The 16,814-nt window shown below is 55.0% G+C and carries 11 protein-coding genes; 3 read left to right on the top strand and 8 right to left on the bottom strand.

The genetic code is table 11. The annotated features are described in order from the left end of the window. Window position 1: 1 nt before the first annotated feature. The 8 genes from AADB16_RS07530 to AADB16_RS07495 form a co-directional block, all read right to left on the bottom strand. On the bottom strand, window positions 2–1,780 hold the full coding sequence (locus AADB16_RS07530; RefSeq protein ID WP_410802403.1) for an SLC13 family permease: 1,779 nt from the start codon (window positions 1,778–1,780) through the stop codon (window positions 2–4). Window positions 1,781–1,882: 102 nt separating this feature from the next. Beyond that, on the bottom strand, window positions 1,883–3,778 hold the full coding sequence (gene parE, locus AADB16_RS07525; protein ID WP_410802401.1) for a DNA topoisomerase IV subunit B: 1,896 nt from the start codon (window positions 3,776–3,778) through the stop codon (window positions 1,883–1,885). Between the two features lie 155 nt (window positions 3,779–3,933). Beyond that, window positions 3,934–4,383 (bottom strand): protease complex subunit PrcB family protein, encoded by a 450-nt coding sequence (locus tag AADB16_RS07520; RefSeq protein ID WP_410802399.1) that lies wholly within the window; start codon window positions 4,381–4,383, stop codon window positions 3,934–3,936. 65 nt (window positions 4,384–4,448) lie between these two features. Then, window positions 4,449–7,112 (bottom strand): S8 family serine peptidase, encoded by a 2,664-nt coding sequence (locus AADB16_RS07515; RefSeq protein ID WP_410802397.1) that lies wholly within the window; start codon window positions 7,110–7,112, stop codon window positions 4,449–4,451. Between the two features lie 85 nt (window positions 7,113–7,197). Beyond that, entirely contained in the window at window positions 7,198–9,249 is a 2,052-nt protein-coding gene (locus AADB16_RS07510; protein ID WP_410802395.1) for a TRAP transporter large permease subunit, read from the bottom strand. 15 nt (window positions 9,250–9,264) lie between these two features. Further along, window positions 9,265–10,275, bottom strand: a complete 1,011-nt coding sequence (locus AADB16_RS07505; RefSeq protein ID WP_410802393.1) for a putative solute-binding protein — start codon at window positions 10,273–10,275, stop codon at window positions 9,265–9,267. 74 nt (window positions 10,276–10,349) lie between these two features. Then, complete coding sequence (locus AADB16_RS07500; protein ID WP_410803614.1) at window positions 10,350–11,351, bottom strand: hypothetical protein; 1,002 nt, start codon at window positions 11,349–11,351, stop codon at window positions 10,350–10,352. A gap of 331 nt (window positions 11,352–11,682) precedes the next feature. Next, on the bottom strand, window positions 11,683–12,297 hold the full coding sequence (locus tag AADB16_RS07495) for a TetR/AcrR family transcriptional regulator (protein ID WP_309045164.1): 615 nt from the start codon (window positions 12,295–12,297) through the stop codon (window positions 11,683–11,685). A 156-nt stretch (window positions 12,298–12,453) separates the two neighbouring features. Between AADB16_RS07495 and AADB16_RS07490 the strand changes: the two genes are divergently transcribed. The 3 genes from AADB16_RS07490 to AADB16_RS07480 are packed head-to-tail and all read left to right on the top strand — an operon-like array spanning window position 12,454 to window position 16,767. Continuing rightward, window positions 12,454–14,250 carry an acyclic terpene utilization AtuA family protein gene (locus AADB16_RS07490; RefSeq protein ID WP_410802391.1) on the top strand — a complete coding sequence of 599 codons (1,797 nt, stop codon included), beginning with the start codon at window positions 12,454–12,456 and terminating at the stop codon, window positions 14,248–14,250. 23 nt (window positions 14,251–14,273) lie between these two features. Then, window positions 14,274–15,140, top strand: coding sequence for an SDR family oxidoreductase (locus AADB16_RS07485; RefSeq protein ID WP_410802389.1), 867 nt, complete (start codon window positions 14,274–14,276; stop codon window positions 15,138–15,140). Window positions 15,141–15,150: 10 nt separating this feature from the next. After that, complete coding sequence (locus AADB16_RS07480) at window positions 15,151–16,767, top strand: acyl-CoA carboxylase subunit beta (RefSeq protein WP_410802387.1); 1,617 nt, start codon at window positions 15,151–15,153, stop codon at window positions 16,765–16,767. Window positions 16,768–16,814: the final 47 nt, after the last annotated feature.

Below are 16,814 nucleotides of genomic sequence, written 5' to 3'. Positions count from 1 at the left end.
ACTACCAACCCGGGCTGATTCCATACACCATCGCAATCACCGCCACCGATGCCAGGCCAACAAACACATTCATTGGCAAACCGACACGAACAAAGTCGCCGAAACGATAGCCCCCCGGGCCGAACACCATCATATTGGTTTGATACCCTAGCGGTGTGGCGAAACTGGCCGACGCTGCCATCATTACCGCAATCACAAAAGGCTCAGCCGGAACCCCCATGGTGCCGGTCATTGAAAGTACTACCGGAATGACCAATACAGCTGCCGCGTTATTAGTGATCACCTCTGTAAGCACGGATACGGAACAATAGACGAGGAACAGAGCCAACAGAACATGCCCTTTACTCAGGCCAAGAATAGCCCCTGCAACGAAAGTGGCCGCTCCTGTCTCCTGCAATGCGGCACCCAACGCAAAGGAAGCAGCGATAGTAAGCACTACCGGAACGTCCACTGACTTCTGTGCCTGCCCTATAGAGCAACATCCGCTCATAATCATCAGCGCAGCGCCCAGCAAAGCAGCGTTCAGCATGCTGAGAACACCACAGGCCGCCAACCCCACCAGCACAACCAGGATACCCCAGGACAGCCAGGCACGGTTGTGCCTGGGCGCCTCAGTTTCCAGATCATTAATAAGCAGAAAATCCTTGTTGTAACGCTGACGACTTACAAACGCCGGCCGGGCCTCCAGCAACAGCACATCGCCGGGTCGGAGCCGTATATTGCCAAGGTTGCCTGCAACGCGTGCCCCGCCTCGAGCGACCGCCAGAACAACCGCCCCGTAACGCTCCCGGAACCGCGCATCCCGAATGGTCAATCCCAGCACCTCTGACTGGGGAGACAAAGCCGCCTCCATCAAGCAACGCTCAGCACGATGCTGACTCAGACTGGGTTCATCCGCGTGTTCGGAAGGTACAATCCCGTTAATTCGAAGCAGATCGGAGATTGCCTGGGTATCCCCTGCAAACACGAGTCGGTCACCTCCGCACAGGCGCTCCTCAGAAGGCACCGCCGTCACTACGCTGCCAACACGCTCTATCTCAACCAAGTAGAGCCGCTCAAGTTCTCTCAGGCCCGCTTCACCAACAGTTTTGCCTACTAATGGTCCATCAACGGCTACTGCCACTTCCAGAGTAAACTCTCTCATGGAGCCAAATTTATGCCGGTCTTCCCGATTTGGAAGTGCCCGCGGCATGAACAGCAAGATTGCGGCGATTCCCAGAACCGCCACAGGTAAGCCAACCGCGGTGATAGAGAAAATGGACAGCCCGGCGTCGCCGGTGAGCTGCTCGTATTGGCCGTTAACAACCAGGTTGGTGCTGGTGCCAATCATGGTCAGCGTGCCACCAAGGATGGCGGAGTAGCTGAGCGGAATCATCAGTTTGGACGGCGGGATACCAATCTTCCGGGACCAGGCATGAACCGCCGGTATCATGGTGGCCACAACGGGGGTGTTGTTGAGGAAGCCGCTCAACAGTGCAACTGGCAGTGTGATGCGCGCTTGTGCTGAGCGAACAGTTTTGGGATTTCGGAGCAGGTGCCTGACCAGCAAATCAACCCCGCCAGAATGATGAATACCTGCGGCCACTACAAATAGAGCTACCACCGTAATCAGACCCGTATTACTAAACCCCGAAAGGGCTTGGCCAGCCGAAATAATGCCACTGGCACTGAGCACAATGAGCACAACCATCAGAACCAGATGCGGCGCGTAGCGTCCTGAGCTCATAAGTACAAGCGCGGCGCCGGCCATGCCGAGCGCAAACCATCCCTGCCAGTCCATTACGGTTCTTCCCGATCAGAAAACCGGCAGGATAACGAGCCTGAAGATCAATTAAAAAGAATAACTCCATCTTTTTATAGGTCGAAATAGAATATAAGGCAATTAGCCGCCGACATCCGCCATATTGCCGTATGCCTCCAGCCAGGCTCTTCGGTCTGACGCACGTTTCTTGCCCAGAAGCATATCCATCCGGCTGTCTGTGTCGTCGCCGTCTTCAATGGTCAGCATAACCAGCCGACGGGTATCGGGCGCCATGGTGGTTTCGCGGAGTTGCAAGGGGTTCATTTCACCCAGTCCTTTAAAGCGGGTGACCGAAATTTTGCCTTTGCGCTTCTCGGCTTCAATACGATCCAGTATTCCTTGTTTCTCATGCTCGTCGAGGGCATAAAAGGTTTCCTTACCAAGATCCACACGGTAAAGCGGTGGCATGGCAACAAACACATGGCCTGCAGCAACAACGGGCCTGAAATGCTTGAGGAACAGAGCGCACAACAGGGTTGCGATGTGCAGACCATCAGAGTCGGCATCCGCAAGAATACAGATTTTGTTATAACGCAGGCCGCCAAGCTGATCCGAGTTGGGGTCTACGCCTATGGCGACAGCAATATCGTGGATCTCCTGGGAAGCCAGAATTTCGCTGGAATCCACCTCCCAAGTATTCAGGATTTTACCGCGCAAAGGCATCACCGCCTGAAACTCACGATCGCGGGCCTGTTTTGCAGAGCCTCCAGCAGAATCGCCTTCAACCAGAAACAGTTCAGAGCGAGCGGTATCACCACCAGAGCAGTCCGCCAGCTTTCCCGGTAAAGCCGGGCCGGAAGTTACCCTTTTACGGGCCACCTTCTTGCTGGCCTTTAGCCTGCGCTGGGCATTGCTGATAAACAGCTCCGCCAGCACTTCAGCCACATCAGTATGTTGGTTCAGCCATAAGCTGAAGGCATCCTTTACCACACCGGAAATGAACCCTGCAGCCTCCCGCGACGACAACCGCTCTTTGGTCTGGCCCGAAAACTGCGGTTCCTGCATTTTAAAGGAAAGCACATAAGCCGCTTTTTCCCAGATATCCTCAGGAGAAAGCTTAACGCCTCTTGGCAACAGGCTACGGAACTCACAAAACTCCCGCATAGCTTCGAGCAGACCGGTACGCAGGCCGTTTACATGGGTGCCCCCCTGAATAGTTGGAATCAGGTTTACGTAACTTTCCATAACCGCTTCGCCGCCTTCCGGAAGCCATTGAATGGCCCAGTCAACCGCTTCATTCTTGCTGGAAAAACTCCCGATAAAGGGTTCCAGAGGAACCACCTCTACATCTACCAAGGCAGAGCGTAGATAATCACGAAGCCCCTCCTCATAGAACCACTCATCTTTTTCGCCGGTTTTTTCCTGCGTAAAGGTTACTGTCAGACCAGGACAAAGCACCGCTTTCGCGCGCAGGTTATGGCGCAGGCGGCTCACAGAAAAATTCGGGCTGTCGAAATACCTGGCATCGGGCGTGAACTTGATGCGCGTACCGGTATTGCGCTTGCCAACTGTGTCGATAACTTCCAGCTCAGTGGCCTTATCGCCATTGGCAAACGTCATGTGGTGGAGTTGGCCATCGCGTTTTACGCTGATCTCAAGGTGCCGGGATAATGCGTTAACTACCGAAACCCCAACGCCGTGCAAACCACCAGAGAAGTTGTAATTACCCTGAGAAAACTTACCGCCCGCGTGGAGCCGGGTGAGAATCAGCTCAACCCCTGAGAGTCCTTCTTCCTTGTGAAGGTCAACTGGCATACCTCGGCCATCGTCTTCAACACTCAAGGATCCGTCTGAATAAAGCACTACATCAATACGGCGGGCATGCCCCGCCAGGGCTTCATCCACACTGTTATCGATGACTTCCTGGGCCAGGTGATTGGGGCGACTGGTATCTGTATACATGCCAGGGCGCTTACGCACTGGATCCAGGCCGCTCAGTACTTCAATGGCATCGGCGTTGTATTGTTGCTCACTCATAGGATGGACGTGACTCCGCAGGAAAAAAATCGTGTCCTTAGCTTATGGATTCACAGCCAAAGATCAACGGCTGATTGCAGTTAGCACCCGCAAGACAAAAGGGTTGGTTAATTTTGTTTGGGTATCCAGGCGATGGTTCACCCGGAAAGGAAAACTCAAGGATTCAAAACCAGATCCTTGTCCCGAATGCCTGACACCCGAATTTCCGGCCAATCATGCGCCGGAACTGCCACCACCACACAGGCCGATGTAATAACCTGAGTGGTCATAGTGCCCGGCGCCGGGGAGCGAACGAAAACGGAAAGCTGAAGAGGGCTCTTGATGTCCTCAGCATTGGCCGAAACAAGGCTAACACTGTAGCCACCTGTTGGTTTCTCACCCAAGGTGACAAACAGCAGATGTTCTTTTTCAAGGTCAACCTGCCGTAACTGCTGAACAGCTATATTCTGAGCCGGTAGATCAAGTAACTGTTGCAATCGTTCGGGAGTCTGCACATAAGCCAGTCCGGGCCCGCTCAGGCCACAATGAGCTGACTGGATTACCTGTCGCGCCAAAAGCTCGCCGGGCTCGGTTTCAACAACGTCTGAAGATGCACAGCCCGCCATTAACAAATATCCGGCCAACAAAATGACCACAGGCACGCCTGACCCTACCTTTCTGCATACTGCTATCAACGTTCAGCTCCGATTGTTTTGGGTGCAACCACATCATTCGAATGTGGCTCTTTCAATTTGTAACCGGTAAATCCGGGACGGGGGAGTACATCAGGCGTTGCAGCCGAAATAGTCGGGCGAAAATAGCCTGTGGCCATACGGATACCCGTCAAGTCGGTACTCTCATCGACCGTAATCACTTCTCGCATGCCCGTTACCGGATACTCTGCACATGCCTCTCCTGATTGACAAATGATACCGTCGTTATCCAGGTCTGTACCTGCTACCAGATAGTAATCGCCCGGAGGCACATCCGCAAAACTAGCGCCTTGCCGCCCATCATCCAGACGAAAACCAAACTGATACGTTCCATTTATGGCCGTCATGGAAAGTTGAGCGGCCGCTTCAAGCTGACCTTGCGCATTCGGTTCCGTATATACCAGTAACACGAAGTGCCGGCCCGCGTTGCGTGCACTTTCATCCGTTACCAGCTCAGCCACCACAGGAATTTCGAGAACTCGCGCGCTATCGGTTGTGTAGTTCACCTCCAGCTTGGTGCGCACCGGAACATCCGGTTCGAGTGCCTGTTCATCAAGCGCCACAGTAATTGAAAACGGCGGGATCGAAGAAAGAGTCACATCAAGCCATGCAGGGCTCGCAATGGCCGGATTGATGACCAGACTATTGGTTTGGTCACCCAACACCTGCAACTCAATGGTCTGAAATGGCCTTGTTTCCGACGACAAGCTGATTGCAGCAGGCGATGCGGACAAAATGGTGACAGAAGGATTATCGATAGCGGCCAATACTGCCTTGCCCGAGTCAATTACACCATACCCCAACGCATCTGACCGACCTCCAGCAACAGGCGTGGTGAGCTGGTCAGCGGCGAGCCAGGAAGCCAGTGTTCCGGCATTCAGATCAGGTTTGAGGCTTTTCATGAGCGCAAACACACCAGCAACGTGCGGGGCCGCCATGGAGGTACCCTGCAGGCCGGTATAATCTGGCTCAAACCCATCGGGCCCAAGGCTTGCGCTTGAGCTGATGACCAGATCAGCCAAACCATCGAGGTTTGCGTCCCTGCGCACATCACCCCCGGGCGCTGCGAGGTCAATCCAGGGGCCAAAATTGGAATAGCTGGCAAGACTGCCACCTGCATCCACTGCACTTACCGAAAACACGCCCTGCGCTGCAGCTGGGTATGCCGGCGAAGAGCTTGCCTGATTACCCGCTGCCGCCACCACAATCACGCCATTGGCGACGACGTCATCAATAGCACTCTGCAACGCTGGGATTTCCGGCAAACCGCCGAGACTTAAATTAATGATATCTGCCTTCACCGGTGTGCTAGCGCCAACCCAGCGGATCGCATCAATCAGGTCAGTGGACGATCCGATACCACCTTCCCCCAGAACCCTGACTGGCAGGAGTTCAGCGCCGAAGGCTACACCAGTTCCACCGAGCTGGTTCGTGGCACTGGCGACAACTGTACCTGCGACATGAGTCCCGTGAAACACATTGTTACCCGCAGCATTGCCTGGATCCCTTGGGTCGTTATCGCGGCCAGGCGGGACATCGTTGTCGAATTCTGCTGACACGAAATCAGCTCCGGCGGGGACTGGGTTCAAAACATTGGCTGCTACATCCGGGTGCCAGCCAGAAGCGTTTCTGAATAACCCGGTATCCAGCACCGCGACTTTAACGCCTACCCCTCCGCCGGGCTCGAGCTGCCAGGCAGCGGGCATATTGATCAGATCGTAATGCCACTGTTTCGGATACAGAGGCTCATCAAGCGGCCCTTGAGCCGACACGAGATAGTCCGGTGTCGCACTCACAACTCCGGGTTGTTGTCTCAGTGTATCGATCCAGCCCAGGGTATCCTGTCCGTTTACAGATTGCTTTGACATGCGATTGGCGGGCATAGCTACCAGCCAATGCTGATAATCCAGCGACCGGATAGCATTACCCGGGACCTGGCTGGATGCGGACACGCGTGTGCCTTCATGGCCAGCCATGGCGACAATGGCTCTTCCCGGAACAAAGGCATGTCGAGGCCAATCAAGATTCAACGCTAAAGACTGAGTACCGGCTGTTTTTGAAAGTACATAGCGGACTGGCGGAGGGTCAAAATCGCCGGTGGACACCACCACAATATAGTCACCTGGAGTCTCCGTTACTGGCAGACTAACGCTGGCCGAAAGCAGCTTGTTAATCGGGTCAGTAGTTTGCGACTCCAGCTCTGTCCCATCCAGACGCCGCAACGTCAGTGTTACAAGGGGGCCGTCAGCGTCCTCGCTGAAGGTGCGCAGAGACAAACGCTCACCCGGTTCGAACGGTACCCGGAAGTGGTCTTCCGGATCCTTTGGGAAATCATCAAAAGGGCTGCTGGTGCCACGGGAATCTTCCTTAAAACTGACATATCCCGCGAGTATGAAAGAAGCAGGAAGCAGCTGGGGCTCCGTCAGTGGGGGCCTACCCAGAATAAGGCCGTCCGCTGTATCAGCGTCAACCCGGGTATTGGCCTCAATATCGATGGAACCGGCTACAACTATTCTGGCCGGGGGTAGCAGAACATCGCTGCCTCCACCGCCACTTTCATCAGACGGCGATGAGCCGCCGCAGGCACCCAATGTCAGCGAGATTGCAAGGACAGAAGCTACCCGATTAGTTCTATACGCCATAACGCCCGCTCCGAATCGCGATCTAATGAGATACTCGCACTCTCATTGTAGTTCGGATTCAGAACGGGGGGGTTACCAACTCTATTTAAAGGGCGTAAAACAGCATAGGCACAAAGGCCACCAGTAGCAGCGTTGGCCCCATGACGGCTACGGGCAACAACAACCGCTCGTAACGATGCCAGAAAGAACCAACACGCTCTGCTGCCAATACTTCACTCTCCCCCACAACCTGCCGGGTAAGCAGATGGTTCAGCGCCACTGGCGGGCTTAGATAGCCCAGCTCAAACGCCACCAGGCATACAATCCAGAAGTGCAATGGATCGATGCCCAACTGTATGGCTGGCTGGGCTACGGTTGCCGATACCAGTATGACTGCGCCGAAAGGATCCATCACCATGCCAATCACCGTCAACAGAAGCACAATCACAAGCATGGCAAGCCACGGGCTGGTCAGGTGTTCCGGGAACAGGGCGTGAACAATATCAGACCGCTCAAGAATCCCGCCAAGGCAAATTGAGAAACCAATCAGCGCCAGCAAAGCCCCAATGTGCACCGCCGAATCACTGGCGGCTTCGCAGCTTCGCCCCCAGAACGCCTGTACGCGAGATTCGTTGTCTTCACGGCTGCTGCTATCGGCATCAAGGAACACGAGCGCAAGCATCACCAACGGCAGAATCATCGGCGCACTGTACTCGTTGAACGACAGCCCCAGGACCACATAGATAGCGAATATGACAGCCACAGCCAGGGCCACATAGGGCATTAAGGGTTTGAGCTGTTGCAACGATGCCCGGAACGCACCCGGAGCCGGACGTGGCCGCCAGTTACCTTCCGTTTTGCATACGATGATTGAGAACAACGAGGCTGACATTATGAATACCCAGAAGCCCCAACCGTACATTTCGGTGGTGGTAACTTCCTTGTTCAGAGCCGCAACGACGACAATCAGCAAGCACGGGTTCAGCACCACACCAAGGCTTCCCGACATCGCGGTCGTCGCAAGTGCCAACTGCCGCCCTGCACCGGCTCGGCGCAACTCATCGTAAACCACGCCACCGACGGCAAGAATGAAGATGCCGGATGCGCCGGTAAAGGCGGTCGGGAAAGCCGTCGCAAAGATAATGACGGAAGCCAGCATGGGTGCCGGCAGGTTGTATGGCTTGATTACGTTCAACAGCAACTCTGGCAAACGAGTCTGCTTCAGAACCATACCCACCAGAACATAGAGCCCGATGTTGATAAACATCGAAGACAGGTTGGACATCATGCCGAAGTAGATCGCGAGCCCGGAAGCGTAGCCATCTACAAAGAAAAAGTAGCCCATGGCAATCAGACCCATGGTGCAATACAGCGGCACCACCAAACCCGAAGACAGCGCCAGCCCACCCGCTCTTACGTGGTTGGGAACCTTCAGAAAACGCAGAGTATTTATCACCATGAACAGGCCAAACACGACCGTCCAGGCATACTGAAGTATGACCGTAGATTCAGCCCCGGGCGAACTGGCGAGCCGGCCCAGATAGGCATTCATGGAGAACACCATCATGCCATTGACCATAAGCTGCACAGCTTGGCTCAGTCGCCACTCGGACCGGTTTCTGGGCAGCCGAAGCGCTATATGATCAGCATCCATGGCTGCTATTGCCGCCGCCATCGCAAAAATCGCAATGAACAGGTACTTCGTCAGCTCGATATTATCCAGCAGAAACGTCGCCAGCCCGCCCTCAAAGGCTTTGAACACACCCAGCGCAGGCGTCGCATGCTCAAGATTACTTTGGTAAGCAGCATGTTTCTCAGCACACAGTGCAAGGTTTCGTTCCAGCGATGTACGAATGGCTTGCGGGTTAGGCGGGGAATCGAACAGGTCGTCGGGATCTGGCTTGTACGCGTCTACCCGCTTACGGACCTCTGCCTCAATATCCATTTCCATACGACATGAAGGCTCTATCGCATCTGGATTGAGCAAGTAATAATTCGGCCATGTCTGCTCGCCAACCCAGAGCAGGCGGGAGTGGAGAGAATTCCCCATTCCCAGCAAAAGGGTAACAAACAGCAACAACAGAAGAATAGCCCCGTGCATCTTCCGCACGGGGTACAGAGTTCTTACAGCAGGGGCAGTTAACGCTTGCCAATTCATGCGTATTCCGCCCTGTTATTCCCGGTTTTCCGAGGTGCATTCCGAGGCAGACGGATTACTGGAGCAGCGAATTTTGCTCAGCAAACCCAGCATTTTCGGGTGGTACACGTCAGGCGCGCCGTTCAAGCCGTCGCGCATTTCAATCCGGTTCTGGCGGAACATTTCCTGATAACCCTGAATGTCTTTTTCAGGAATACGAACCCACTTTTCTTCAGGGATGGCCGCTTCCTGCTTTTTAATCAGGTTCATAGCTTGTGGGAACATGTCCCAGGCAACCTGTCGGGACGCCTGAGCGGTTTGATCGTCCAGAACACCTTCACGAGCAATAACCTGGATCGTCAGCTGCGCCAGGGGATAATCGACAATGCCACCCTTGCTGCCTATGCCTTTGTATAGCTCAAGTGCTTCGTATGCAAAAGCAGGTGCGTAAGCTGTATCAACAGAGCCATTATTGAATTTGCCGGCAAAGTTGGTGATATCTGAAGGAACAACCGTTGCCTTGAGGTAGTTCACCATGTGAATGGCGTCTTTCTGGTAGTCCAGAGTCGCCATTCGCTTGCCTGCCAGAGCGCCTGCGGTATCCATGCTACGGTCGTTAACAAACAAGTACCCGGCGCCGGCAGGGACAATTCCTAGCACCTCGTAACCATCCTGTTTCATCAGCGGTGCCGCTTTTGCTTGCGCCAGTGTCGCCAGAAGCGTTTCGAGATCGTCGTAGGTCGGGAGTGCGCCAACAGCACTAACGGTTCCGGTAAAACCGTTAAATGGACGGGTGCGCAGGTCGGTTGCGGCAACGGCATCGCACTGGCCAGCGTTGAAATCGCCTACAGCAACACCCTCATCGGTGTAGGGTTTCAGATCAAAGTCTACACCGTGCGACTTCATCTCAAGCGCATAGTCCTTAACCATATTGAACATGTCACCGTTCGCGCCAATCACATCGAAAACACACATTTTTACGGTTTGGGCCGATGCCAGGGGTGCGATGGCAGCAAGAGTAAGAGCGGTGAGGGATCTGCGGATCATAACAATCTCCGGTTCATTGTTGTGTTTATAGTGAGTTCATTAAGCGACCGACCGTGGACGCTGGAGTTGCCCGCTCAGAGCAGGCCATCCAGGCTCATGGTCTCAATGTTTTCGTTGTTTCGTTCAGAGCTCATTTTCCCGAAGAACGCCTGTGGTGTTCTATAGCCATACTCGGCAGTCCAGTATTTGTCTGACGAAAACTGGATGATGGCGCGAGCCACATGGTCAGCCAGGCGATACTTTTCCCACACCTCAATAGTGTCGTCAGCTTCTGCAAAGCGGTGGATCACGTCAGCCAGAACATCCGTGCGCCCAAAAGTTTCTGCGGCAACAGCTTCGAGTGCCATTGACGCGCGCATACCCCCTTTCACGCCCATAGCAGAGCTGTTTTCGAGTACTTCCCAGGGATCGGGAGACAAATCCGGGCGGGTGTCAGGCAGTAGCAGCCAAACCATGGCGCGAACGGCATTGGGCAACCCACCTGTTTTATCGTTATCAATACAGGTTGCTGCGCGCTCAGCCTGAGGAGCAATGTTGCGTGGTATCCCGGCACGGGCACCTGAGTTGGCATCATTTACAACGGCCTGCAAACCAGTCAACAGGCCAAGAAGGAACGTAATCTCGTCTTGTTCGCTGTACAGGAACGGGCATTCGAGGGGTTCTTTGGCCGGGTCGAAATCGTAGGCCGCCATGGCTCTATTGAAAGCCATCAAGCGGCGTTCAGCAGTGAGCGCGTATAAGCGTTTGGCTCGTTCGCGGGAGTCTTTGGCTAAAGGCACATCGCCTTCATAATCCGCCCGCAGGTAATCAAGCTCGGCCTCCCACGCACGGTACTCCATGCAATTGGCCGCTAACAGCATCAACAACGACCCGCTCGTATCTGGCGCATCGTTGATTCGCGAAAAGGAGTAGATCAGGGGGTCAACGCCTTCCCCTAGCGCACAGGCCATTTTGGGGTCAGACATCTGCATAACGTAAGGAGTGGCTTCACTCTCAGCGTAACCCGCCAGCACAGTCCCAGTGACTTTGTGTATGGGGTTTGCGGAACACCCTGCAAACATTACTGCCGTTGCCATTAAAACCAGTTTGTTGCGCGTCGCCGCAAGACGACCTGCATACGTTGCCAATATGGACATGTTAAGTCACTCTGCTTTGCTTTGTTTTTATCTGGGTGGAATGCAGTTGGTTCTGTCATTCCGGAAGCAAGAGTGCGTTGAAAGCTGTCCTACAAAAATGGCTCGTTTGCCGGCAGGCCCATGCCGATCAGGCCAATGGCCTGAAATGTCCGGTTCTTTTTGGTGATATTTTGACTTAAAACAATAACTTCGAAAATATACGCCTGCACACACCTTGAAATTAATTTACTCACAAAATGCATGCAGTCACTACAAAGTACCAATTCTGACGCTAGCCCATGCCAAGCATTGCCACCACTTGGTCGGTTAAGCCATCCCGGGTCAAGCCGCCACGATCCGGGCGGTACCAGGTTACGGTCCAGCTAAGGGCTCCCGTCAACATACGGCGCACCACAAATGGATCGGCTTTTAGTGCGCCCTCTCCTTCAAGGCCGGTCAATACATCCAGCCACAAGGCTTCGTATCTATCCCGAAGCTCCAACACTTCAGTCCGAGAGGCTTCAGACAAACTGCGCCATTCATACACCAGAACGGCCATGGCCTCCCCCGTCTGGCCGTTAATGGACTCCAGCTCTGCGCTTATGAGTGCTCTGAGTTTTTCCCGATTGGATTTCGCTTCACCCATGGCGGCCTGCATCACGGCCGTGTTCAGCCTGATTGTTTCAACCATAACCGCTTTAAGAATTTCTTCTTTGGTTCGGAAGTGGTGGAAAAGACTCCCCGACTGAATGCCCACCGCAGCGGCCAGGTCTCTCACTGTGGTGCGCTCATAACCTTTTTCACGGAACAGGCGCGCGGCCTCCCGAAGCAGCCGTCCGCGGGCACTGTCTGATGCTGACACCAGGTTATCGGCGATAAGTGACTGAAGTATTTTTTCTTGATTCACGAGCGTATCCAGCGGCTTTACAGAGAAACTGCATTCTACCTGAGATTTGCCTGTTTACAAACCAAGCGCTTGCTTGGTATTGTTCGATTAACGGTTCAACAGTTGCCGGCACACATCCGTGATACCCAAGGCAACACAGCTACAGGATGCACAGACATGACGAATTCACCGAAGACTATCCGGATTGGTTGTTCCTCCGCTTTCTGGGGCGACACTGAAACGGCCGCAGCGCAACTGGTTCACAAAGGTGGTATTGATTATCTGGTCGCCGACTATCTAGCCGAAGTTACCATGTCGATCATGGCCGGCCAGAAGATGAAAGACCCCAGCCAGGGCTATGCACGGGATTTCGTTGAAACAGTCATGGGCCCTCTCCTTGCTGACATCAAAGCAAAAGGGATTCGCGTACTGACCAACGCCGGCGGCGTGAACCCGGTCGCTTGCCGTGACGCTTTGCAAGCATTATGCGAAAAGGCCGGCGTAGACATGAAGATTGCTCTGGTTCTCGGGGATGATCTGCTACCCCAGAAACAGGCCCTGAGCAAAGCAGGTATTACCGAAATGGCCACCGGCGCACCTATGCCCGCAATGATGGTTAGCCTGAACGCTTACCTTGGTGCATCTGGTTTGGCGGCTGCCTTGGATCAGGGCGCAGACATTGTTCTTACTGGCCGGGTGGTCGACAGCGCTTTGGTGCTCGCGCCTCTGGTTCACGAATTCGGCTGGGACTGGAAGGACTACGACAAACTGGCGCAAGCCAGCCTTGCCGGCCACCTGTTGGAGTGCGGAGCGCAATCTACCGGCGGTAACTTTACCGACTGGGAAGACGTTGCTGATGGATTCGCCGATATGGGCTTCCCGATTGCTGAAGTCAGCGAAAATGGTGAGTTCGTTGTTACCAAGCCGGATGGCACGGGTGGCCTGGTAAGTCGTGGCACGGTCGCTGAGCAATTGGTCTACGAAATTGGCGATCCCCGCGCGTATCTACTGCCAGATGTCACCTGCGATTTTACGGATGTAGAGTTGATCGAAAGCGGCCCGGACCGTGTGACCGTTCGTGGCGCCCGCGGGTTGCCGCCCACCGACAGCTACAAGGTATCCGGCACTTGGCCCGATGGCTTCAAATGCACCGCAACCTTCCTGCTTGCTGGCATTGATGCTCCTAAGAAAGCCCAGGCAGTGGCCGAAGCCATTCTCACGAAAACATCGCGCCTGTTCCATGAGCGCGGCCTGCCAGACTACACCGAAACCAGTATCGAACTGCTGGGCACCGAGGCCACGTATGGCAAGCAAGGTCGCTGCCAGGGCACGCGGGAAATCATTGTGAAAATCAGTGCAGCCCACGCAAAGAAGGGAGCCTTGGTGCTGTTCTCCCGAGAGATCGCACAAGCCGCTACCGGCATGGCACCTGGCCTGACTGGCATCGTGGGTGGGCGGCCAGCCGTTTGGCCCAAGATTCGCCTCTATTCCTGCCTGGTCCCCAAGAGCGAAGTAACAGTTTCTGTTGACCTGAATGGTCAGGCAACACCGGTTGCTGTTGATTCTGCTGGTGGCTTCCAGCCTGGCCTGATCAAGGATCAAGCCCCAATCGAAGCCGCATCAGCCACCGATACCACCGTGCCTTTGGTTGATCTGGCCTGGGCCCGCAGTGGTGACAAAGGCGACCACAGCAACATTGGCGTTATTGCTCGCAAACCCGAGTTCGTTCCTTTTATTGCAGCTGCATTGAGTGCAGAGGCTGTGGCCGAGTGGATGGAGCACACACTGAATCCGGAAACCGGCAAGGTCACTCGCTGGACACTGCCCGGGCTCCACGCATTCAACTTCCTGCTGGAGCACAGCCTGGGCGGAGGTGGCGTTGCCAGCCTGCGCATTGATCCTCAAGGCAAGGCGTTTGCCCAGCAGTTGCTTGAGTTTCCAGTGCCAGTGCCTGCCGGGCTAGTGGCCTCCTGAGTAGTTAAGAAGGATTTGGAATTATGAGCTATCAATCGGTTTTCCGCCCAGACCTATTCAAGGGCCAGACTTTTATCGTAACCGGTGGCGGTTCCGGCATCGGTCGTTGCACGGCCCACGAACTCGCGTCTCTGGGCGCCAACGTTGCGCTTGTAGGTCGTAAAGTCGAAAAAGTTGAAGCTGTAAAGGCAGAGATACTTGAAGACGGTGGCATTGCCTCGGCCCACGTGTGCGACATCCGTGAAGAAGAGTCGGTTAAAGCCACAGTGAAGGCAATTATTGAAGAGCATGGTGGCCTGCACGGTGTGGTGAATAACGCTGGGGGCCAGTTCCCCTCACCTCTGGCCGGCATTAACCAAAAAGGCTGGGAGACAGTGGTTCGCACCAACCTCACCGGCGGCTTTTTGATGGCACGAGAAGCTTACACCCAAGCCCTGTCAAAAACAGGCGGCTCCATCGTGAACATTGTGGCGGATATGTGGGGTGGCATGCCCGGCATGGGGCACTCAGGTGCGGCAAGGGCGGGAATGGTGAACTTCACCCAAACCGCCGCTGTGGAATGGGGCACCTCCGGCGTTCGCGTGAATGCGGTTGCGCCGGGTTGGATCGCCTCCAGCGGCATGGACAACTACCCCGAGCACATGAAGCAATGGATTCGCAGCCTTGGCGATAACGTGCCCATCAAGCGCATGGGTACCGAATCTGAAATCAGTGCGGCGATCTGTTTCCTGCTTAGCCCCGGCGCGTCTTTCATCAGCGGCGACTGCCTGCGTATAGACGGTGCGGCCTCCCAAGGCACCCGGATATGGCCACTGCCAAAAGCAAAAAATAATGAGCCCTTCAATGGCTTCCACCGGGCTGTAACGCCCAAAGTGCTCAGCGAGGATTGAGGATACGTTTATGCAAACACTGGAAACCAGCGTTAACCCGCAATCGGATGAATTCCGTGGTAACACCGAGGCTATGGAAGAACACATCCGGACCTTCCGCGATGTAGAACAAAAAGTTCTCGATTTGGCGGAAGCAGCACGGGAAAAGTTCACCAAGCGCGGAAAGCTCCTGCCCCGGGATCGCATCAACCGTTTGCTGGATCGTGGCACGCCGTTCCTCGAACTGTGCTCTCTGGCCGGCTACAAAATGCACGATGACAAAGACGGCAGCATGGCCGGTGGCGGCATCATTGCAGGCATAGGTACCGTTAGCGGCATCCGCTGCCTGATTCTCGCCAGCAACAGCGCCATCAAAGGCGGCACGATTACGCCAGCAGGCCTGGATAAAACCCTGCGCCTGCAGCAGATTGCCAAAGAGAACAAACTTCCGGTTGTTTCACTTTCCGAAAGCGGTGGCGCCAACCTAAATTACGCTACGGATATTTTTGTGCAGGGTGCACGGGGCTTCGCTAACCAAGCCCGTATGTCCGCTGCGGGCATTCCGCAGGTTACCGTTGTACATGGCAACGCCACTGCCGGCGGCGCCTACCAGCCCGGCTTGTCGGATTACGTAATCGCTATCCGTGGCAAGGCCAAAATGTTCCTGGCCGGCCCACCGCTGCTAAAAGCTGCGACCGGTGAAATAGCCGACGACGAGGAGCTTGGTGGTGCAGAAATGCACGCACAGGTTGCCGGTACCGTTGAATATCTGGCCGAGGACGACGCAGATGGCATCCGCCAAGCCAGGAACGTCATGGAAGCCCTTCCATGGAACGAACTGCTCCCCCCTAAGCGCGAACTAAAATGGGATGAGCCTCTTTACCCTGCTGAAGAGCTGCTGGGCGTTATCCCCTCAGACTCCAAAAAGCCATACGACGTGCGCGAAATTCTGGCGCGCATCGGTGATGGTTCCAAGTTCATGGACTTCAAAAATGAGTTCGACAGCCAGACCGTATGCGGCACCATTCGCATAGAAGGACACGCTGTCGGCATCATTGGCAACAATGGCCCGATCACCCCGGCCGGTAGCGCAAAGGCAGCACAGTTTATCCAGCTCTGCGACCAGGCAGGCACCCCGCTACTGTTCCTGCACAACACCACTGGCTTCATGGTGGGCACGCATTCCGAGCAGAACGGCATCATTAAAAACGGATCGAAAATGATCCAGGCGGTTGCCAACTGTCGCGTGCCTAAAGTAGCCGTTGTGGTTGGCGGTTCCTACGGTGCAGGTAACTACGCCATGTGTGGTCGCGGCCTTGACCCCCGCTTCATCTTCGCATGGCCCAACAGCCGAACCGCCGTTATGGGCCCAGCCCAGGCTGGCAAGGTTATGCGCATTGTGGCGGAGGACAAACAGCGCCGCAGCGGCGTCGAGCCTGATCCAAAAACCCTCGAGTTTCTGGAACAAGCGACCGCAAAAAAACTGGAAGATGGCTCAACAGCCCTGTTTGGCACAGCTCGGTTATGGGATGACGGCCTGATCGATCCACGGGATACCCGAAGAGTTGTGGCTCTGGTACTCGACATGTTCCGGGAAGCCGATACGCGCCAGCTCCGACCGAACACCTTTGGCGTAGCCCGACTCTGATCGGAGCTGATCCAGACTGACGACATACTGGTAATCAAAAGATAGAA

It is taken from the genome of Marinobacter sp. KMM 10035, assembly GCF_046537445.1.
Taxonomy (GTDB): Bacteria; Pseudomonadota; Gammaproteobacteria; order Pseudomonadales; family Oleiphilaceae; genus Marinobacter; species Marinobacter sediminicola.
Note: the sequence above shows the minus strand (reverse complement) of the source record. Positions and strands in the feature narration are given on the sequence as shown.